Origin of the sequence: Sphingobacterium sp. 1.A.4 (genome assembly GCF_002734245.1) — a bacterium.
In the GTDB taxonomy this organism is placed as follows: Bacteria; Bacteroidota; Bacteroidia; order Sphingobacteriales; family Sphingobacteriaceae; genus Sphingobacterium; species Sphingobacterium tenebrionis.
This window is the reverse complement of record NZ_PEAZ01000074.1, coordinates 24387-45515: the sequence shown is the minus strand read 5'-3', so window position 1 is coordinate 45515 and position 21129 is coordinate 24387. Positions and strand designations below refer to the sequence as shown.

Annotated in this window: 24 protein-coding genes; 11 read left to right on the top strand and 13 right to left on the bottom strand. The window is 38.5% G+C overall.

The features are described 5' to 3' along the window. Positions 1 to 2 precede the first annotated feature (2 nt). The 11 genes from CRJ00_RS12720 to CRJ00_RS12665 all read left to right on the top strand — a co-directional run bounded on the left by CRJ00_RS12720 (position 3) and on the right by CRJ00_RS12665 (position 9809). Complete coding sequence (locus CRJ00_RS12720) at positions 3 to 332, top strand: DUF4133 domain-containing protein (RefSeq protein WP_038330861.1); 330 nt, start codon at positions 3 to 5, stop codon at positions 330 to 332. Continuing rightward, entirely contained in the window at positions 329 to 2830 is a 2502-nt protein-coding gene (locus CRJ00_RS12715) for a TraG family conjugative transposon ATPase (RefSeq protein ID WP_038330860.1), read from the top strand. Before CRJ00_RS12720 ends, CRJ00_RS12715 begins: the two co-directional genes overlap by 4 nt. Before the next feature lie 27 nt (positions 2831 to 2857). Then, complete coding sequence (locus CRJ00_RS12710) at positions 2858 to 3490, top strand: DUF4141 domain-containing protein (protein ID WP_038330858.1); 633 nt, start codon at positions 2858 to 2860, stop codon at positions 3488 to 3490. 3 nt (positions 3491 to 3493) lie between these two features. Continuing rightward, on the top strand, positions 3494 to 4489 hold the full coding sequence (traJ, locus tag CRJ00_RS12705; RefSeq protein ID WP_038330855.1) for a conjugative transposon protein TraJ: 996 nt from the start codon (positions 3494 to 3496) through the stop codon (positions 4487 to 4489). Positions 4490 to 4509: 20 nt separating this feature from the next. Continuing rightward, the gene (gene traK, locus CRJ00_RS12700; protein WP_038330852.1) at positions 4510 to 5133 is read left to right on the top strand and encodes a conjugative transposon protein TraK; all 624 of its coding nucleotides are present in this window, start codon (positions 4510 to 4512) and stop codon (positions 5131 to 5133) included. Between the two features lie 10 nt (positions 5134 to 5143). Beyond that, positions 5144 to 5431 carry a hypothetical protein gene (locus CRJ00_RS12695; protein ID WP_038330851.1) on the top strand — a complete coding sequence of 96 codons (288 nt, stop codon included), beginning with the start codon at positions 5144 to 5146 and terminating at the stop codon, positions 5429 to 5431. Further along, on the top strand, positions 5418 to 6770 hold the full coding sequence (gene traM, locus CRJ00_RS12690) for a conjugative transposon protein TraM (RefSeq protein WP_038330848.1): 1353 nt from the start codon (positions 5418 to 5420) through the stop codon (positions 6768 to 6770). Before CRJ00_RS12695 ends, traM begins: the two co-directional genes overlap by 14 nt. 23 nt (positions 6771 to 6793) lie before the next feature. Continuing rightward, positions 6794 to 7696: a conjugative transposon protein TraN gene (gene traN / locus CRJ00_RS12685; protein WP_038331136.1), complete on the top strand. Its 903-nt coding sequence runs from the start codon at positions 6794 to 6796 to the stop codon at positions 7694 to 7696. 21 nt (positions 7697 to 7717) lie between these two features. Continuing rightward, positions 7718 to 8278 (top strand): conjugal transfer protein TraO, encoded by a 561-nt coding sequence (locus tag CRJ00_RS12680; RefSeq protein ID WP_038330845.1) that lies wholly within the window; start codon positions 7718 to 7720, stop codon positions 8276 to 8278. A gap of 11 nt (positions 8279 to 8289) precedes the next feature. Next, on the top strand, positions 8290 to 8739 hold the full coding sequence (locus tag CRJ00_RS12675; protein ID WP_038330842.1) for a DUF3872 domain-containing protein: 450 nt from the start codon (positions 8290 to 8292) through the stop codon (positions 8737 to 8739). Positions 8740 to 9464: 725 nt separating this feature from the next. Further along, entirely contained in the window at positions 9465 to 9809 is a 345-nt protein-coding gene (locus tag CRJ00_RS12665; RefSeq protein ID WP_099367219.1) for a histidine kinase, read from the top strand. An 87-nt stretch (positions 9810 to 9896) separates the two neighbouring features. Here CRJ00_RS12665 and CRJ00_RS12660 read toward each other — a convergent pair whose 3' ends face one another. The 13 genes from CRJ00_RS12660 to CRJ00_RS12600 form a co-directional block, all read right to left on the bottom strand. Next, positions 9897 to 10700 (bottom strand): IS3 family transposase, encoded by an 804-nt coding sequence (locus CRJ00_RS12660; RefSeq protein ID WP_218962213.1) that lies wholly within the window; start codon positions 10698 to 10700, stop codon positions 9897 to 9899. Between the two features lie 20 nt (positions 10701 to 10720). Then, a complete protein-coding gene (locus CRJ00_RS19005) occupies positions 10721 to 10987 on the bottom strand; it encodes a transposase (protein ID WP_206366949.1) in 267 nt (88 codons plus the stop codon). A gap of 150 nt (positions 10988 to 11137) precedes the next feature. Continuing rightward, positions 11138 to 13399 carry a hypothetical protein gene (locus CRJ00_RS12655; RefSeq protein ID WP_038330838.1) on the bottom strand — a complete coding sequence of 754 codons (2262 nt, stop codon included), beginning with the start codon at positions 13397 to 13399 and terminating at the stop codon, positions 11138 to 11140. After that, positions 13399 to 14577: a hypothetical protein gene (locus CRJ00_RS12650; protein WP_038330836.1), complete on the bottom strand. Its 1179-nt coding sequence runs from the start codon at positions 14575 to 14577 to the stop codon at positions 13399 to 13401. Before CRJ00_RS12650 ends, CRJ00_RS12655 begins: the two co-directional genes overlap by 1 nt. 321 nt (positions 14578 to 14898) lie before the next feature. Beyond that, positions 14899 to 15708 carry a PRTRC system ThiF family protein gene (locus CRJ00_RS12645; RefSeq protein ID WP_038330835.1) on the bottom strand — a complete coding sequence of 270 codons (810 nt, stop codon included), beginning with the start codon at positions 15706 to 15708 and terminating at the stop codon, positions 14899 to 14901. Beyond that, on the bottom strand, positions 15705 to 16418 hold the full coding sequence (locus tag CRJ00_RS12640) for a PRTRC system protein B (RefSeq protein ID WP_038330833.1): 714 nt from the start codon (positions 16416 to 16418) through the stop codon (positions 15705 to 15707). The genes CRJ00_RS12645 and CRJ00_RS12640 overlap by 4 nt, the downstream gene beginning before the upstream one ends. A gap of 10 nt (positions 16419 to 16428) precedes the next feature. After that, positions 16429 to 17583 (bottom strand): hypothetical protein, encoded by a 1155-nt coding sequence (locus CRJ00_RS12635; RefSeq protein WP_038330831.1) that lies wholly within the window; start codon positions 17581 to 17583, stop codon positions 16429 to 16431. A gap of 17 nt (positions 17584 to 17600) precedes the next feature. After that, positions 17601 to 17819, bottom strand: coding sequence for a PRTRC system protein C (locus CRJ00_RS12630; RefSeq protein WP_038330829.1), 219 nt, complete (start codon positions 17817 to 17819; stop codon positions 17601 to 17603). 26 nt (positions 17820 to 17845) lie between these two features. Further along, on the bottom strand, positions 17846 to 18448 hold the full coding sequence (locus tag CRJ00_RS12625; RefSeq protein WP_038330828.1) for a PRTRC system protein E: 603 nt from the start codon (positions 18446 to 18448) through the stop codon (positions 17846 to 17848). Positions 18449 to 18652: 204 nt separating this feature from the next. Further along, on the bottom strand, positions 18653 to 19141 hold the full coding sequence (locus tag CRJ00_RS12615; RefSeq protein WP_236688160.1) for a hypothetical protein: 489 nt from the start codon (positions 19139 to 19141) through the stop codon (positions 18653 to 18655). Between the two features lie 121 nt (positions 19142 to 19262). Then, positions 19263 to 19541, bottom strand: coding sequence for a hypothetical protein (locus CRJ00_RS12610; RefSeq protein WP_052217449.1), 279 nt, complete (start codon positions 19539 to 19541; stop codon positions 19263 to 19265). Positions 19542 to 19595: 54 nt separating this feature from the next. After that, positions 19596 to 20669 carry a DUF932 domain-containing protein gene (locus tag CRJ00_RS12605; RefSeq protein ID WP_038330823.1) on the bottom strand — a complete coding sequence of 358 codons (1074 nt, stop codon included), beginning with the start codon at positions 20667 to 20669 and terminating at the stop codon, positions 19596 to 19598. A gap of 45 nt (positions 20670 to 20714) precedes the next feature. Then, positions 20715 to 21104: a single-stranded DNA-binding protein gene (locus CRJ00_RS12600; RefSeq protein WP_038330820.1), complete on the bottom strand. Its 390-nt coding sequence runs from the start codon at positions 21102 to 21104 to the stop codon at positions 20715 to 20717. Positions 21105 to 21129 lie beyond the last annotated feature (25 nt).

Here is a 21129-nt window from a genome sequence, read left to right as displayed (position 1 = left end):
TTATGAATTACAATATCAACAAGGGCATCGGAAGAACGGTGGAATTTAAGGGACTGAAAGCACAGTACCTGTTCATCTTCGCTGGAGGATTGCTCGGTACCTTAATCTTCGTGATGATAATGTATATGGCAGGTGTAAACTCTTACATCTGTCTACTGCTCGGAACCGGAGGTACTTCGCTTATCATCTGGCAGACCTTTTTACTGAACAGGAAATATGGTGAACACGGACTAATGAAGTTGGGAGCCATAAAAAGGCATCCCCGTTACATCATCTGCCGCAAGCCTGTACACAGGTATTTAATATTCACTCCTAAATCCAAAAACGTATGAGAAATGTAGCTAAGACAGCCACATTGGAAAACAAATTTCCTTTGCTGGCAGTAGAGAACAACTGCATTCTTTCTAAAGATGCAGATATTACCGCCTGTTTTGAAGTACGGTTGCCGGAACTATTTACCGTTGCATCGGCAGAATACGAGGCTATTCATTCCGCTTGGCACAAAGCAATCAAAACCTTACCAGACTTTACCGTCATTCACAAACAGGATTGGTACATCAAAGAGAATTACGCTCCCGATTTGGTACAGGAAGACCAGAGCTTTCTGTCAAAATCCTACCAACGTCATTTCAACGAACGACCATTCCTGAACCATTACTGCTATTTGTTTCTGACAAAGACCACTAAGAATAGAATGCGTATGCAAAGCAATTTCAGTTCGCTTTGTAAAGGCACACTCATTCCAAAGGAAATCAATAAAGAAACGATACACCGATTTATGGAAGCGGTGGCTCAGTTTGAGCGGATTGTGAACGATAGCGGATTTATAAGCCTGCGACGTTTGACCGAAGACGACATCATTGGTACGGACGAAACACAGGGATTGCTGGAGCAATACTTAACGCTGTCAAGAGAAAACGGAACGGCAATGCAGGACATCGCACTCAGTGCTGAAGAAGTCCGTATTGGAAACAAAAGGTTGTCCTTGCACACCTTGTCCGATACGGACGACCTGCCTGCAACCGTTTCGGCTGATACCCGGTTTGAAAAACTCTCTACCGACCGAAGCGACTGTCGATTATCGTTCGCTGCACCTGTAGGATTGCTCCTTAGCTGTAACCATATCTATAACCAATACCTGTTTTTGGATAACAGCGAGGATAACCTGCAAAAGTTTGAGAAATCTGCCCGTAACATGCACTCGTTGGCTCGGTACAGCCGTGCCAACCAAATCAACAAAGAGTGGATTGAGAAATACTTGAACGAAGCACATTCATTCGGACTTTCTTCTGTTCGTTCACACTTTAATATTATGGCTTGGTCGGAAGATCCCACGGAACTCAAACAACTAAAGAATGATTGCGGTAGTGCATTAGCATTGATGGAATGCAAGCCACGTCACAATACAACGGATGTAGCCACCTTGTATTGGGCTGGAATGCCAGGCAATGCAGGTGATTTTCCGAGCGAGGAAAGTTTTTACACATTCATAGAACCTGCCTTATGTTTCTTTACCGAAGAAACCAACTACCACAATTCGCCTTCCCCATTTGGTATCAAGATGGCTGACAGGCTTACAGGAAAACCTATCCATTTAGATATTTCGGATTTGCCGATGAAACGAGGGATTATCACTAACCGGAACAAGTTCATACTTGGTCCGTCAGGTTCGGGAAAATCTTTTTTTACAAACCACATGGTTAGGCAATACTACGAGCAAGGTGCTCATGTATTGCTGGTAGATACAGGAAATTCTTATCAAGGATTGTGTGAATTGATTAAGGGAAAAACCAAGGGCGAAGACGGTGTTTACTTCACTTATACCGAAGATAACCCGATTGCCTTTAATCCATTTTACACCGATGATGGTGTGTTCGACATTGAAAAGCGTGAGAGTATCAAAACTTTGATACTCACGCTTTGGAAACGTGACGATGAACCGCCTACAAGGTCAGAGGAAGTTGCCTTGTCCAATGCCGTTTCAGGTTATATCGACCGAATAAAAAACGAGGGCATTTTCCCATCATTCAATGGCTTTTATGAATATGTAAAAGGAGATTACCGCAGGGTACTCGAAGAAAAACAGGTTCGTGAAAAAGACTTTGATATAGCAAATTTCCTCAACGTTTTAGAACCTTATTACAAAGGTGGCGAGTATGATTATCTGCTGAACTCGGACAAGCAGTTAGACTTGTTATCCAAACGCTTTATCGTGTTTGAGATTGATGCGATTAAAGATCACAAAATCCTCTTTCCGATAGTTACCATCATCATTATGGAGGTCTTTATCAACAAGATGAGAAGACTGAAAGGTATCCGAAAGCTCATTTTGATTGAGGAAGCGTGGAAGGCAATTGCAAAAGAAGGAATGGCTGAGTACATAAAGTATCTTTTTAAAACAGTAAGAAAATTCTTCGGAGAAGCTATTGTCGTAACCCAAGAAGTCGATGATATTATCCAGTCGCCTATTGTAAAAGAGAGTATCATCAACAATTCCGATTGTAAAATCCTCTTAGACCAGCGTAAGTATATGAACAAGTTTGATGATATACAAGCAATGCTTGGGCTCACGGATAAAGAAAAAGCACAGGTACTATCCATCAATATGAACAACGATGCCAGTCGCTTGTACAAGGAAGTTTGGATTGGATTGGGCGGAACACACTCGGCAGTGTACGCAACGGAAGTAAGCCTTGAGGAATATTTGGCTTACACGACAGAAGAAACCGAAAAAATGGAAGTGATGCAACTCGCTTCCGAATTGGACGGTAATGTGGAACTCGCCATTAAGCATATCGCTATGCAAAGGCGTGACAACTTAAATCAATAGTTATTAACAATCAAAAATTTTAAGACAATGAAAAAAATATTTTTAATGATGCTTACGGCAATGATGTTTGCCGTAGCACCGTCCGCAAAGGCTCAATTTGTAGTAACTGACCCGGCAAATTTGGCTTCAGGTATTCTCAACTCAGCGAATGAAATCGTACAGACTTCATCCACTGTGAGCAATGTCGTAAAGAACTTCAAAGAGGTTGAAAAAGTGTACAAACAAGGCAAGGAATATTACGATAAACTGCAAGCTATCAACAACCTTGTGAAAGATGCTCGTAAGGTACAGCAAACAGTTTTGCTAGTGGGCGATGTGTCTGAAATGTATGTGACCAATTTCGGTAAGATGATGAACGATCCGAATTTCAAACCAAATGAGTTAGTAGCTATTGGTAACGGGTATTCGGCACTGCTGAATGAAAGTACTGAACTTCTAAAGGAATTGAAGCAGATCATCAGTGCATCAAGTCTTTCACTGAATGACAAAGAGCGTATGGATATTATTGACCGGGTGTACAAAGAAGTAAAAGAATACCACAGCCTTGTACGCTATTACACCAATAAGAACATATCAGTAAGTTACCTGAGAGCAAAAAAGAAAAATGATGCTAAAAGAGTGCTTGATCTGTACGGAACTTCTAACCAAAAATACTGGTAAATTATGGAATGGGATAATCTTCACGAACTTCTGCGTTCGCTCTACGATGATATGATGCCTCTTGCAGGCGATATGGCTGCGGTTGCGAAAGGTTTGGCAGGATTGGGAGCTTTGTTCTATGTAGCATTAAAGGTTTGGCAGGCTTTAAGCCGTGCCGAACCTATTGATGTGTTCCCATTACTTCGTCCGTTTGCTTTAGGACTTTGCATTATGTTTTTCCCAACTATCGTGTTGGGAACCATTAATGCGGTATTAAGTCCTGTGGTAACCGGAACCCATCAAATACTCGAAGACCAGGTACTTGATCTGAACAAGCTACAACAGCAGAAAGACCAATTGGAATATGAAGCAATGGTCAGAAACCCAGAAACAGCCTATATGGTATCGGACGAAGAGTTTGATAAAAAGCTGGAGGAACTGGGCTGGTCGCCATCCGATATTGGAACAATAGCCGGCATGTATATGGACAGACAAGCCTACAAGATCGAAAAAGCCATCAAAGATTGGTTTCGTAACCTACTCGAAATACTTTTCCAAGCTGCGGCTTTAGTCATTGATACTATCCGAACGTTCTTTCTGATTGTTTTAAGCATTCTCGGTCCAATTGCTTTTGCTATCTCCGTATGGGACGGTTTTCAGTCCACGCTCACACAATGGATTACACGGTATGTCAGTGTATATCTCTGGCTTCCCGTTTCGGATCTTTTCAGCTCTATGCTGGCAAGGATACAATCTCTCATATTGGAAAGAGATATAGCTATGCTAGCAGACCCAACATATATACCTGATACCAGCAATACCGTGTACATCATTTTTATGATTATCGGCATTATCGGATACTTCACCATACCAACAGTAACAGGATGGGTAATCCAAGCCGGAGGTGCAGGAAACTTTACACGCAACGTAAACCAAGCGGCTATGAAAACTGGAAATATTGCAGGTGCAGGAGCTGGTTCGGCGGCAGGGAATATCGGTGGCAAATTAATGGGAAAATAAAATAATTAAATCAGTTAACAATGGAATTTAAAACTTTAAGAAATATAGAAAACAGCTTTAGGCAGATACGTTTGTATGCCATAGTATTTGCAGTTCTCTGTATTGGTATTGTAGGATATGCCGTATGGAAATCCTACAGCTTTGCCGATGAGCAACGTCAAAAAATCTATGTACTGGATAACGGTAAATCCTTAATGCTTGCCCTGTCGCAAGATGCCAATATTAATCGACCTGTTGAGGCTCGGGAACACGTTAGGCGTTTTCATGAACTGTTCTTTACGCTGGCTCCCGACAAGAATGCCATTGAAAGTAATATGAGCAGGGCTTTCAATCTTGCCGATAAATCAGCCTTTGATTATTACAAAGACCTTTCTGAAAAAGGGTATTACAGCCGTATTATTTCGGGTAATGTACAGCAACGCATAGAGGTAGATAGTGTAGTGTGCAACTTTGACAATTATCCTTATGCGGTGCGTACCTACGCAAAGCAGTTCATCATTAGGTCAAGTAATGTAACACGTCGTAACCTGGTTACTTCCTGCTATCTCGTAAACTCCGTTCGTTCCGACAACAATCCCCAAGGTTTTAACATCGAAAAATTTGCGGTGGTAGAGAACAAGGATATAGAGGTCATCGAACGTTAAAACAGGATATATGAAAAAATTCAAGGAAAATATGGACAGGTTTTTTGACAAGCTGGACAACAGTTGGAGGGCTTTACCATTGAGGAAGCAACACCTATACACGCTGTACTTCTTTATTGGTTATCTACTGCTTACTGTAGGCGTTGTTACCAAAGTATGGTACGATACAAGCAATTCAAAAAACGATATACAGATAGAGCATATTGAAAACCCTGTCCTTAAAAAGAACGAAAGTCCTGCAAGGTTACAGGACACATTATCAACAATTTTAAAAAATCAGATTTATGAAAGAAAATGAGAACAAAAAGTCGGTTGTTCGGGTAACGGAGGGTAACCCGAAAGAAACCGCCGATGTACTGCAAAACGGTAAGGAGAATAAAACGGAAAAGCTCAAAAAGCCTTTGATTTTTGGTTTGATGGGTATTGTTTTCGTGGGTTGTATGTATTTAATTTTTAAACCGTCGGAAGACAAAAAGGAAATCGAAAACATCGGGCTAAACGATGACGTGCCACAGGCTACCGGAGCAGGAATGCCTGCCGACAAAGGCAAGGCGTATGAACTTGAAATGTTGGAACGCAAAGAACAGGAGAAGCGTAATGGTTTAGCAACGCTTTCAGATTATTGGAACACCGATGACAAGAAAGAGCCTGTGGATGAATTTACCGAAGATGATGATGAAAGCACCGGCTATGGAGGTGGTAGTAGAAATTCGGGAAGAAACAGTAATCCTGCATTGAACAGCTATCGAAATGCACAAAGTACATTGGGTAATTTCTATCAGGACAACAATTCTGAAACAATGGAACTTCGCAAGCAATTGGACGAGTTGAAAGAACAACTAGCTGATAGAGATCTGCCAAAGCCTACAACTGTAGATGACCAGATTGCATTGATGGAAAAATCCTATCAGATGGCGGCAAAATATCTCCCGACAAATACGAATACCAACACCGCAGAACAACCTGTACCTGCAACAAATAGTACCACTTCAGTGGCTTCGGGTGAGAATAAAAAAGAACATTTTGTATCATTTACTGCTGCAAGGAAGAATACCGTATCCGCCTTGTATCGTGAGCCTACAGATAGTGAGTTTTTGGAAAATTGGAGCGAAACCCGAAACAGAGGGTTTTATACAGCAAGTACTACCGAACAAATGGTACAACCCAAAAACAGTATCAAAGCCTGTGTACACGATGCACAAACAGTGGTTGGCGAAACCGGTGTTCGTTTACGATTATTAGAACCTGCAAAAACACCAAGCCGTACTATTCCACAGGGAACCATTGTAACAGCTAATGCCAAATTTCAAGGAGGACGTTTACAGCTTAAAATTACCTCTGTTGAACTGGAGGGCAATATCATTCCGGTTGATATCACCATCTATGATCTGGACGGACAGCAAGGTCTGTATGTTCCGTATTCTCCTGAAATGAATGCTCTTACCGAAATGGCGGGCAATATGAGTCAGACAGGTGGAACCAGTCTGATGCTTACCCAGAATGCAGGACAACAGGTAGCTGCAGATTTAAGCCGTGGCGTGGTGCAGGGAGTTTCGGGCTATTTCGCCAAGAAAGTACGCACTCCAAAAGTTACACTAAAAGCAGGGCATCAGGTCTTTCTTGTATCAAAGCAATAATGTTAAACTCAAATATTAAAAAAATGAAAAATATTTTTAAAACCTTTTGGGCAGTTGCCCTGACTATCGGCTTTGCCGTAACCTCCTTTGCACAGGATAGTGTACCTGTAAAAACACCTCTTGAATTGGGCAGAATTGAGCCATATCGTATGGAAGTAACTTACGATAAAACATCGCACCTGATTTTCCCGACTGCCATTCGTTATGTGGATTTGGGAAGCGAATACCTGATTGCCGGAAAAGCCGAAAATGCAGAAAACGTATTGCGTGTAAAAGCATCAGTTCGGAATTTTGAAGCCGAAACCAACTTTTCCGTAATTACCAATGATGGTCGCTTTTACTCTTTCAATGTGTATTACAGTTCTTACCCCGAAGCGTTGAGCTACGACCTGCTAACAATGCAAAAAGCAGTAGATAAAGCCAATGGAAACGATGTGTTGTTTGAAGAATTGGGGAACAATTCTCCGTCTTTGGCTGGTTTGTTATTGGAAACCATTTACAAGAAAGATAAGCGTATTGTAAAGCACATCGGGGCAAAGAGCTTCGGTATTCAGTTTATCTTGAAAGGTATCTATATCCACAACGGGAAATACTATTTCCATACGGAATTGAGAAACAAGAGCAACGTACCTTTTAATATTGATTTTATCAACTTCAAGGTGGTAGATAAAAAGGTAGCCAAACGTACCGTATTACAGGAACGACCTATGATACCGCTTCGAACTTACAAGCCTTTGGAAGACGGAATAAACGGACAATCTACCGAGCAAAATGTTTTTTTGTTAGACCAATTTACCATTGCCAACGATAAGGTGTTGCTGATTGAAATCTTTGAGAAAAACGGCGGACGACACCAAATGCTTCAGGTAGAAAATTCGGACTTAATCAAAGCCCGTGTAATCAATGATATGCACCTGAAATTTTAATAACCTTTTAAAGTAATTACAATGAAAAAATATATCTACACCGTGATGTTGCTCTTTATGGCCATCACGGTAACACAGGCACAAAGAATGTTACCCAAACAAAAAGGTTTGGAAATAAGTACAGGTATTTTATCTGATGATAAAATCGGTAACGATTATTACATCAGTCTGGGTATGACCGTAAACGGTAAAAACGGAAATTATCAGATATGGGCTTTGGAATACACACATCAATACCACAATTACAAATCGCTTCAAATACCGCAGGAAACCTACACGGCTGAAGGTGGTTACAGTTTCTTTTTATTGGGCGATGCCCGTAAGAATATCACACTCAATGCAGGGATAACAGGTGTTGTTGGTTACGAAAATATCAACCGTGGAGAAACAATGTTGTACGATGGTGCGAAAATAGTTAGCGAGGACAATTTCATCTACGGTGCCAGTGGTCGGCTGACCTTTGAAACGTACCTGTCTGACAGATTTGTATTGGTTTTACAAGGGCATACAAAAGTGTTATGGGGTACAGATTTGCGACAATTCCGACCTTCCGCAGGTGCGGGATTAAGATTTAACTTTTAATACGTAAAATTATGATAGCAATATTTAATAAATTCAGAATAGGATTACTGCCGTTATATTTAATGCTGGCAATCCTGACAGCTTCGGTTTCTTTGGTATCTTGTAGTAAAGATGACGAACTCGAAATACAGAACGATTTTCCTTTTGAGGTCAATGTAATGCCAGTTCCTAAAGAGATTGCCAATGGAAATACCGTTGAGATCCGCATTACCATACAGCGTACAGGAAATTACAGCAACACACAATATTTCCTACGCTACTTCCAATTCGACGGACAAGGCTCGTTGAGGTATTACGATGAACCACCATATCTACCCAACGATTTGTATCCTTTGGCATCGGAACAATTTCGCTTGTATTATACTTCAACGTCATCCGTATCGCAGTCTTTTGATGTGTGGATTTCGGATAGCTTCGGGAATGAAAAGCAAATAAGTTTTCAGTTTAACAGTAATGATTAGAAGTAAAAAGAAATCCTGCCACAAAGCAGGGTTTTCTTTTTTGATGTAGATTGAGGGTGATTTTTTGTAAATTTAAAAGGTAGAATTAAATACATTTGGATATGGTTTCATCGTTAGTTATTTCAATAATATTCTTGGTTGCAGGCTTAGGATTACGGTATTGGCTTAACCGTCGAAAGTTTTACAGACGTGGTCCTATGGGAGCAGAAGGATTTTCCTCATACGAAAGTTCGGTATTCATTAAATTAATTGAAAGGATCGGCAAATGGTTAGCCTATGCATTAATTATCTTTGGGCTATTGTCATTGTGGGTTTATTCGAGGGAGAAAAAGGAAGTAAAAACAGAGCAATCAAATCAAAAATAATTTCTAATTACATTTTTAGGAGAATCGGATATCTAAAAGGTTATCCGATTTTTTGTTTTTTAAAAGAGATAATGATTGATAAGGATTACAATTATAGAGAGTATGCTAATCAATTAAAACGACTTTAGTATATTTGCTTAGTAAAATATAGAAAATCTTAAAGTGTTTTTGCTTTAAGTCTTGGTACTGAAAACTGGTAATTTTTAAGACAACAAGACAATAAGTAGGAACGCTCACGCTATAGGCGTGGGCGCTCGCTTATTCGTTGTCGGGTATACCAGTGCCTCAGTATCGGTAAGTTGTAGTTGCCTACGCTTCTTTTTTTCGTAAGGCCACATCAATTTTTAAAAGTATATTGATATGGAAACAGACACACATCCACAAAAAATGACCCTTGGTTTTATCAATGATAAAAGTCCAATTCTAGATCGTATTTGTAATGACTTAAATGCTTTAGGAATTGAAGCTTTATTCCGATTGGAAAATATTCAAGATGGATTAAATTACTTACTCACACTAAAAATACTTCCTAAAGCTTGTATTATTGATCTTGACTTTTATGACAAGAATGTACTAGCACAGCTTCAATTATTAAGGACACAATATCCAACCATTCAACTTATTGCACATAGTGATATTGATGATAAGAAAGTCGGTAAAAACTTGTTAGATATTGGTGTTTCGAGCTATTTATTAGCTGTGTAACCCTCCCGATTTTCGGACTGGCATCCAGGCGAGTTTTCAAATATAAATATAGTTGTTATCAATAGGTCAATCTTTTTTAAAGGTGACCTATTGATAACATGCCGCCGGCAGGGCATCGTATTCCATTGGTGTCTTTCCTCCCAGTGATTCATGTGGTCTTTTGTAGTTGTAATCCTGTAGCCATTCTTCTGCGAGTATCTGTACTTGCAGAGTATCTTCAAAGAGGTAGGCATCCAGGATACTTTCCCGAAATGTGCGGTTGAAACGTTCAATGTAGGCATTTTGCATAGGCCTGCCTGGTTGGATATACTGTATCTCTATTTCTTTGTCAGCACACCAATCTCGAAATTCCCTGCTGATAAATTCTGGGCCGTTATCTGTACGGAAACGTGAAGGCTTTCCTTGCTCTTTTATGATGCGTTCCAATAGATAGGTTACTTTGCTTGCTGGCATACTATGTGCAACCTCAATAGCGATGGCCCGCCTGTTAAAGTCATCAATGATATTCAGTGTCCTGAACTTGCGCTTATTGGTCAGTACATCGCTCATGAAGTCCAAAGACCATGTTTTAAGCGGCTTCTCTGGAATCGACAATGGTTGCTTTACCCGGGCTGGAAGTCGTCTTCTGCTCTTTCTGCGACGATTCATCCCCAATAGTTGATACACCCTGCGTATTCGTTTGTAATTCCATTTCAGTCCTTCGTGTCGGATCCGTGAATAGTAAAGGTCCTGTCCTTCGGTTGGATACCGATCGGCCAGCTCTCGGAGCTTCGCTATCGTTTCGCTGTCATCCTTCTTGTTCCTGTAATAATACATTGACTTGGGAAGATTGACAACCTTGCAGGCCCTGCTGATGCTGATCCGGTGCGTCGAAATCACATAAGCAGCCATATCCTTGCGCTGGCAGGGCCTCAGAACTTTTTTGATAGTACGTCCTTGAGGATCTTATGGTCTAGGGCAAGGTCCGCATACATCTGTTTGAGACGGCGGTTCTCTTCCTCAAGTTCCTTCATACGGCGCAGCTCTTGGCTGTCCATACCGGAATACTTCTTCTTCCAATTGTAAAATGTGGCTTGGTGGACACCCAACTCCCGGCAGATATCAGAAGTGGATTTACCTGATTCATGTTGCTTGATCGCCGAAACGATCTGACTCTCGCTGATTCTTGTTTTTTTCATTGTACTGTTCTAAGTTACGAATTTTCGCATTTCAAACAGTCCGACTTTTCGGGAGGGTTACAGCTGGTAGTGATGCTGATGATTTTAAATTAGCCATTGACATCCTTGTCAATGGCTAATTTTCAATGTTATGAATAACAATCTAATACTCTATAGACTCTTCTCGTACACTTCTAAAATGATTTTACACAAGATTTTAACGTGTTCATGTTCAATATTTTCAAGCTCATCTATCAATAGAGGATAATGGTCTTTAAACAAACGTAACCTCCCAATGCTGAGAGCATAGAGAAATTCCATTAGTGCTTCACCTTGATATTCATCACTATGTTTTGCAAAGGTCTTTAAAAGCATCAACATGTCCTCAGAATTCTTACGACTAAATGAATAATTAAGCTCGTCATTTTTTGCTGCTCTAAGAATAGACGCTTGAATAATCCCATCATTGAAACGATTAAAAACAAATGGATCAAGTAAATTCTTTACAAAATTAGTCTGATAAAGCCCGTCAATTCTATTATTTCTTAGATTATTTAAAACACAAGAAATAGTAAAATAAATATCCGATTGAGTTACTTGCTCAAAGTAATCATTACTATTAAAAAAAGCGGAATTTTTGCGAATTTGTAATTCATTACCTAGAATATCAGGATAAAATATTTTTTGTGTGCCACCTTTGAATGTTTTATTAGAAAAGTTATTTATTGTCGTTATTCTTTCATTTACAAAACTAGATGGTTCATTTAAGCCCTCTTGTATTTCTCGTAAATGATCTAGCTCAATTTCCCAAGGTGTTTCTATATTGGAGTTATCACAATTAATAGTCTCTATTTCTACGAAAGAACTATTTTCTGCACCATATAGTCCATATTTAATATTACTTTTTAATTCTTTATGCTTATCAGAATCACTAATTCTATTGATACCAATAAAGTATATAAGTCTGATATTATTATAATTTCTGAAATATCTACTCAAATAAAGTAGGTTTTTCCCATTTGTAATACAAGAAGCTACAATCAAAATAGAACCAGATTCTTCTTCAGAAATCTTTTTATCAACTAATTCAGATTGATTAATAACTTCAATTGAATTCTTAGAAAAGCAAGTAGTCTTTTCCAAGATATACTTTGCTAATAATTCTGACCCTTTATCATTCAAATGGATTATATACTTTAATGATGCTGGTACGTATTGATTAACGAAAGCGTCTATCTTACTTTTATGGCTTTTATAGTGTTTCTTTTCAATATTTCTAATGATATTCTCATAATCAATATACAAATTGTATTTTTTTCTATTGATAGTATCTTCACTAAAAGAAACTTTTAAGGAAGTGCCAGTCTCCTCATTATATTTGAATACTTCCACAAAATCTTTTAAGGTTTTGGTTATGTATTTACTAGCAACGATATTTCTAGTATTTATAATAGGTTCATCCAAACTAAAGGAGTCCCCAACAATCTTAATTGCAGTAGATTGATTCTCGCAAAACGAACATCTTTCACCAGCCTTGAATTGCTTATAAATCTCTAATCCGTATTGAAATTTTTCATTACGTTCTAAATTACAGAGAACTCTTTCAAGTGAGAGATTTGACGGCTTTTCTATTGGAAGATAGTAAAGAATACAAACATCTTTTGAATCTATCTCTGGATGATTCCCTTTTAAATAATGAACTAATCCACCAGATGTCGATGCAGATATTAAAAAAATTGAATCTTTATAGAATTTGGTATTTTTACTGTATATGCCATCGTACGATTTAAATGACTCAATATTAAGATCTTCTCTATTATCATATCTTTTCAGATATTGGCTTATGGAGTACCCGACAACATTTATAGATAACGTATCACAATAAATATTTCGAATTTCTGTGTTTTTAAATAAATGCAAAAGATTTAATCCAATGAAATCAATTTCACTTTTTTGTACTAATACATTTGCCGTTCTTAAAAATTTGGTTGAATGCTTTCCTGATGGAAAAACATAATGGTGAGAAATGCCATTACTCTCTACTAGCCCTCCATTTGATATAAAGATGTTTGCTAATCCTTGATTAATAATTTCCTTAAAGTTCTCTTTCAAAAAGCGATCATCTTTTGAAAAGATAAAGTCTGATTTATTGTAACCAACATAAAAAATGCTTTCAACAAGTGAGTTTTCTTCTGCTTTTGGAATACTTTTAAAAATTTTATCGAGATTAATTTTTATAAGAGATTCTACAGAAGATACAGTAGAGCAATGAAGAAAAACGAGGGCACTTGTTTGATGGAAATATCTAAAATGTTCTGTCAATTCATTCTTCAAAGCACCAAAATCAAACTCGATATTAGGGTTGAAAATTATTGTGGCACTTTTATATTTTTTATCTCCGATGTTTGAGTTGTAAATGTAAAATTTTCCCATTATCGATTGCTTTTGAATGGATATAGAATACTGATATAAGAACCTTGCGATTTAATGATATTGTCCGTTTTAAAACCATCATTATTCCAATCCTCAAGCTTTAGATCCTTCAATTTTTCTATGTCAATAGGTTTGTAATTGTCCTTTATTAAATCTCTGTAAACACAATACTTATCGGTTGAAATTTTCACAAAACCTTTTTTATTCAATATATTTAATATACGGTCTAATCCTATACCTTTCTTTGACTTTAGATTAGAGGTTGAAGATGTCTGATTTTTCACAAGACACTTCTTAATAACTTCTAAATCCGTTAATGTTTCTTTCTTAGTAAATTTGTCAATAAATCCTACCCCTGAATCAAAAACTAAAATTTCTAAATAATAAATTTGATTGTGTTCGTTAACGCAGTTTTCCAAAATGAACGGGTGTTGAAAAAAGGATTGAATAGGTGTTTCTTCGAACTCCTCAAATATTTTATTACTATTATTTATATGAAACCTAAAGTAAACTCCGCGTATACTTGCAGGAATATCTATTAAATTTTGGTCAGTCTTCCCCCATTCGTAAGTGTTTTTTGTTAACTCGTAGACTATTGCACCAATATCTTCAATAAGATTCTCAAATTCAATTTTGTTGTTTTTATTAAAGGTCAAAACATAGTCATTGAAAATTTTCTTGATGCTGTATTTGATTTGATCTTCATCATCGTTAAACCCATCAGGACTTTCAAGTAACCTTATTAAACCTTTGTTTTTTGAAAGATGATCCGTATTTGTCAGAATATATTTATTACCCTTTATTCTATCTAACGAATTCATTTTTATGAAAAAATCGTTTTGCAGTTCTCTTAAACGATCCTTAATATTGACATTGTTTTTATCAATGAAATTTGTTGTATTCCATAATAATGAGACTACAGGATAAGCATATTCTTGATCATAAAAATTGTTTAAGTTTTCATTATCTACATCTAATTCTAATGTTTGAATATTTGATTTATTATTTAATGTGATAATGAACTTTAACAAATCTCCCAATAGTCCAAATGTATATTTGTTTAATGAACCTGGCATTTTTAGATTTATAACACCCTCGACCTCATTATTTATATGTTTCCTATATAAAATCTCCATTTTGCGAGGAGTGATATTTTTAGGTATTGATATTTTGATCATATAGTTTCTTTATTTACATTCTTTTACTAAAATCCTTGTAAATTTCAAATAACAAACATACTAAAATATTAAAAGCCAATCTAACCAAGCGGCGTTCTTTTGCTTCTTTTCTTTGGTCGCAGATGTGGAAAGAAAAGAAGTCTCCAAAAACAACGAAAGGGATACTGAATATCCCTGCAAAACAGATCGCAACCTGTTTGATAAAATGAGAAGTGAAGATGGGGTGTAGCCATACATTTTGGCAAAGTGGTTGCACCGCTTAAATGCAAAAAGACTGCCCCGACCTTCGGGAGGGTGTGTCTTTTTGCCGCCAGATTTCTGCTATCGGGCGACTTGTATGGGTTGTGAACGGAAATCTTTCAAATTGAGAAAAAAGCCCCTGTTTTCAGTCAATCCATTACGGAACAAACCCCATAACAAAGAACTTCCCATTTGTGCGAGTGACGAATTGATATATAAATCCTGTTTTTCCAATGCTTCAGCTAAACTGCAACTTGGTGTATCGTCCTGTTGTTCGGACTGCTTCAGCAAATGTCCAAATTCATCGGTAACCATTGGCAGATTAGATACCGTTTCGTATCTGTCGGAATTAGGCTGTTTTATATCTCCAATCGTTGATAATAATACCTGTCCTGTATATTGGCTGTTTCCATAATCCAACCAATATTTTGGTTTATGATGGTAATATTTTCCGTTATCCAATGCTTTCAATATTTCAGCAATACCAAACCTTGCTTTTACAATATCTACACAGGTAATAAAGATAGTAGCCTGTGCGTTTTCGGGAACTTTGCCCAAACTATCTTTTTCAAACTTCTGTGTTTCGGCTTTCCAGTTAGTACCTGTAAAGCGGTTTGCTCGGTTGATGAGAGCAACGGATTTATACAACCCGACCTCACATTCTGCAAAACGCTGTCTTCCCAAATTTGCTTCTGTGATAACATCATCATCCCAAAGACGAACGGACAATCCTGCGTGTCCTAAAGCTATTAAACTGTGGTTCATTTCCATTAAGGCGGTCAAAACCTTTGAGCCTGTGCCACCTGCACCGATAAGGTTTATCGATATGGGATTGGTGGCATTTATTAAACTATTGTCCGTAAAATGGACTTTTATTCTTTCGTTGTTCATCGCAATATGTCTTTTAAGGTTAGGTTATTTTCTGTCAATACTTCCATTGGAAAGGCGTCGCCTGTGGCGATTAAATTCTCCCAAAGGCTTACGCAATTTCCATTTATCGGGTTATGACCGTGCATTAAATGACTGAAATAGCTGTTAAAGAAAAAGCCTTCCCATTTGTTTATAAATTCTTCCAATGAAGCGGTTTTCTTTATGCGTACATCTACTGTACCCATACATACATTGCCGTCCTCATACACGTTAAAAAAGGGGGCATTGTACAGCTTTGTGTTTATTGTAGGTCTTCTTCTATTCGGTAAGGCGAAAACGGCTAAACCGTTGCGGTTGGCTACCCACAGCATAGGTGGTACATTGGCTTTGCCTTTGGGTATTCCCAGACTTTCAATAAAATATAGTTCCCTTTGTGTGGCTTTTGTAAACCAAACTACTTTGTTTCCATTAGGGTCGAAGTATAAAACCTGATTGCTCAATACTCCCTGCGGTTTCAATAACGGTTCTTTTTCTTCTTTGGCAGTTTTCAACGCCTTTGCCAGTTGGTTTGCTTCTTTTACGGTCAAAGGGTGAGCATTAATGGGAGTACCGTTTTTATCCATATCAAAATGCTCTACATAAGTATTGTTACCCTTTCCAGTAGTCTGATAAAATACCAATGCTGATTTTGGGTAGTATAGCGTTCCGAAATCCTGTGTTATATCGTTCATAGCCTTGTTTTTAAAAATTATTCAAAATGTAGGTCAATTCATTTATCATCGTAAGCAAACGGTTTTCAAACTCCAATGTGTTGGCGGTTATATCACTTCCGTCAAACCGTTTTATAATAATGGGTTCTTCCATCTGTCCGTATTCCTGTAATTCGTTGTTTACTGATTCTACCACATTATCCATAAGCCAGCCTGTACCATCTGCACAGAATGAAACATACTTTTCCATTGAAATGATATTTTCCATGTCTTCTTCATTGGCTTCGCCATTTGGTCGGGCATTGCGGAATACGTTTGCATTAGGGTACTGCTGATAAATTGCATAGGCTTCCTGTGCTACTTTAAAGCAATCAGCATCAATCTTATCTTTCGCTTTAAAACGGTTTAAACGTTCTTTAAAGAGCCTTAAATTAGCTTCGTTGTAAATCTTCTTTTCCATACAGTCGCCAATCCATTCTGCTTGAGAAAATTCGCTGAGGTAGGCTTCTGTATCTTCTCCGTAATCATCCTCGGTTACCCAATCTTTGTGCATTTCATACATCCAGTACAGGTAACTACTTTCCTGTCTGTAGTATGGAATATCGGCAATGTGGTACAAATAACTGCAAACTGACAAAAACAGTTGAGCGGTATGTTTTCGCTTTGGGTCTTTCAACCAACGAAATAAGGGTATTACAGGAATGTAATACAGGGTTGTACCAGTATTATATCTTTCCTCGCTTGTAAAAAACACTTTCTTGCTATCCTGTATCAGTCTGATTTCTTCCCAATCCGTTATTTTAAGTTTTAGCTGTTCTTCGGTGTCTTTTAAAGCCAATGCGATATTGTAGGGATAGCCGTAAGATTGCGTTGATTTCGGAATGATGCCGTAATGCTCTGCCAATTGAGAAAGGGAACTATAAAAATCCCTTTCCATTTTGATATTATCCCTGCAAGCCTGTACTGTTTCTGTTTCGTTCAGTTTAGGGAGAAACGAAGTCCTTAAAAAACCATTGGTAACATGGCTACTGGTACGGACTGTTGTTTGTCCTTTTGGATTTCGTTTGCGTCTTTCGGTCGTTGCATCCAGTTTGCGAACTCGCTCAACTGACGGTGCAATTGCTTTTGCTTGGGTTCTTGGGGCATTTGGAATGTTCCCGATACGGTATGTCGTTGCATAAGTCATTGTTTTACTGTTTTAGTTTAACCTTTTGTTCCCATTGCACTTTCAAAACGGTACTGTACCGTATCGTCCTTGATTTGTGGTGCTGATACTTTTGCGGTAGTCAGAATGGGGTATGTATTGGAATAAAAATTCATTACTGCCTGTACACTCCATTGCGGTTCGGGGTCGTTCAGTTTGATTTCCTGCCCCTTATCATTCAATATAAAAACTCGTTGTAATTGCGTTGCTAATAACATAACATTTGATTTTTGGGTTAGTACTTTTATTCTTCTTCTCCTGCTTCATCAATGGGGTAATCGTCTGTAACTTCTGCCGATTGTATCGGTTCGGGTGTTGCTTCTTCTGTCGCACCGAAAAGGCTCGGTGTGGCAAATTTGCCCGATAGTGAAGTTTTACGTTTGCGTATGGCATCGGCATAGTCGGGAAAATCGGCAGGGTTCGGCACTTTCATCCACGCTTCACGGAATTTACCCTCTTTTTCCAGTTCGTCAGCCTTTGCCATAGCTTCTTTATATTTCTTGTCCCTGGCTTCCTTTTCTTTCTTCTCCTTATCGGCTTTTTCCTTCTCCATTGCCGATTGTTTTTTGACTTCTTCCATTTGCTTTAAGAATTTCTCCATATCCACCATCAAACCCGAAACGGTTTGTACTGGTGCGGTTATCTGTTCAAAAAATCCCTCATCAAACTCCTGTGCGGTAGCATTGAATGTAAGGGGCGGAATAAGGTTTTTTGCATTATCCCCGCATTGTTCATTGTTAAGCATAACCGATACGATTAGCTTGGTTTCTGCTCCCTTTGAAATGTTCAGTTGTAATACTCCTGTAAAGTTCAACTGCTGTATCTGATTGAAAAAATTTGTATTCATCGTTCTAATTTTTTTGTTTGTCCTCTAATCGTTTTTTCTTAGCTGTCAGTTTATTGTACATATCTGTCCAGTATGCGTTCTGTCTCTTGTCGAACTCGTAGAAACTTTCGTCCTCGTGTCTGTAACCAGTGAACCGCTTGCTAATCTTTATGGCTTCATCAAGGTCAGTGACTTCGATAGAGCATCCGTTTAAATCCGTTACTTTCATAGCAATGATAATTTGCGTTCCAAAAGCGTTTCCAGTATTTCGCAATCACTTTCATAAGTTTCCCCCTCAAAATGGTAAGTGTCTGTATCTTCATCAAAATCATACGCCTCTATGTCTTCATCGCTCAAACATACATCGTCCAGTATGCCGTTTTGATAGGTTGCTCTACCATATATCCCGTTTCCCATTTCCTCATAATCCTGTACAAAATCAACTTGGTATCGGTCTGCTATGCTCCGCAGTATCTCGGAGTTAGGCGACCATTTGGTTTCGTACTGAAAATTTCCTTCATCGCCCTCGTTCCAGTAGATATTGAAGAAATACCCACCGTTCGTACTGTCTGAAAAGTCGGGCAATTGCCCTTCTTCGGCTTGCTCTTCCTTTTCCTTTAAGATTTGGAAAAGTTGTTGTATCTGTGTGATTGCTTCGGGTTTTCCCTCGAACACAACCGTATTACTACACCAGTTCGCCATTGCTGTTATCATTTAAGGTTATTTCAATCATTTTTTGTTCTCCGAAAAGCAGGTGTATAGCCTGTTTTAGTTGGTGGTTACATTCGGGTTTTTCCGCATATTCTATCAAGCTATTTGAAACAAATATGGCATTCTAACCGTCAAAAAGTTGGTCAGAAAATACTCTTGGGTTTCGCTGTAACATCACGTTGTACTGCTTTAAAATTCTTTCGGTATTCTCTACAAGACCAAACCAAAAATTGGCTGTAATAAGGGTTTTATCTGCCCATATACTCCGCATATATTCCTCGTGTTTTCTGAAACGCTCGGTTTCCTGCTGTATAAAAAGGCTTATTTCCTTAAGGTTTTTGGAAAACAGTTTTGCCAGTATATATCCCTTTTCCACATTGTTCATTTCTTCTAATGCTTTCATTGTAATGCTTTTTAAAGGCTACCACCGTTTGTAAGGCGGTAGCCTGTGGTTTAATTAATTGAGTTGAAAAACGTCTGCACCGACTTTCTGAAAAGAGGTACATAATTCAAATGCTTTCTGTGATTTCAGTTGAGCAGTACCACCCATTACAATACTCTGTAATTTGGCTTCGTTGTCTTTGTAATTTCTTACGTTCTGATAGTAGCCTGTTACCGCATTGTATGCTCCGAACAATGTACCTTTGGTGGTTTCCATTTGTTGGGTATCGCTTATCATTGCATAAGCAAAAGCATCTTCAACAACGTTTTTGAATACGGTGGAAACTTCATCTTCCGCACCTTTTTTCAGCAGTTCCAATGTTTCCTTATTTGGGCAAAGTGCCAATTGGATTAGCTTTTTAACCTCTTGGTCTGATACCTTGACTTTCGTCCACTCATTGAAAATCCCTTCTAACTGGTCGCTGAACTGGTTAGCAAGTCCCATAACTTTATGTGCGTTGTCTAAACGTTGTTTTGCTCCTGCGGTGTGCTTGATGCGTACCACATTGCTCATATTGCGTAAAGAAGCATTTAAGGTATTTTGGCAAACAATTCGGATAGGTGTAAAAGCGGCTGTAATACTTCCGCTACCGTCATGCGAAGTGGTTAGAAAAATGTATTTTTCTGTCACATCATCGCCATTGCCCACACGGATATAACTCGGCAATTTGGCTGTAATAAAAATACGTTCACCGTTGCCCAAAGCTCCTGCGGTTTCGTATAAAATGCCGTTCGTACCGCCTACAATACTGTCAAAGAATGAAAAAGCATCTCTGTTTTGTACGATATGGTAGTCTTTACCCACAACACCCAAAACCGCATTGTTATCGGTGCGTATGTTGGCGAAATAATTAGGTACTTCCAGTTCGCTATTTCCAATCTCGATACCGTTAGCAGTTTCTATAATGCCTGAGCTTTTTGTAAAGAGTGGAGATTTTACCACTTCATAATCTAACCCTGCGTGTCTGATTGCTTGTTCGCTTGTTGGGTAATCCTGTACGATTTTCCCCAAACCGTGCCACGCTTTTTCCTTTACGCTAAAGAATGAGTAACGTCCTGTCTTGCTGTTGAAATTGATATTATGTGCCATGCTGTTGAAATTTTAAAAGTTTGAAAAATGAGTATTTGATAGCTGTTAAAATGGTAGGTCATCTTCGGTTTGCTCCGCCTTAACCTTACCTTTGTTATTGTCAGTAGCCTGTGTGGTTTCTGTTTTCCTGCTACCTCCGTGCAGTTTGATTTGCGAGGTATGAAAATTCAGTCCTGCTTTTGGTTCTCCGTCATTTCCTGTCCACGCTCTTATACTTACTCTGCCTGTCAGTTCTACCAGTGTGCCTTTTGTGAGTAGTCTGGCTACTTTGGGAGTTATCCAGTACGAGCAGTCGAAATAGGTTGTTTGATCTATGCGTTCGCCCTGCTTGTTTTTGTAGCTGTCGTTTGTTGCTACTGAAAAGTTTACTACTTGTTTGTCCTGTGACGTTGTGCGTACTTCCGCATCCCTTGTCAGTCTTCCTGTGATGTTCATGATTTTCGATTTTTACGTTGTTAAA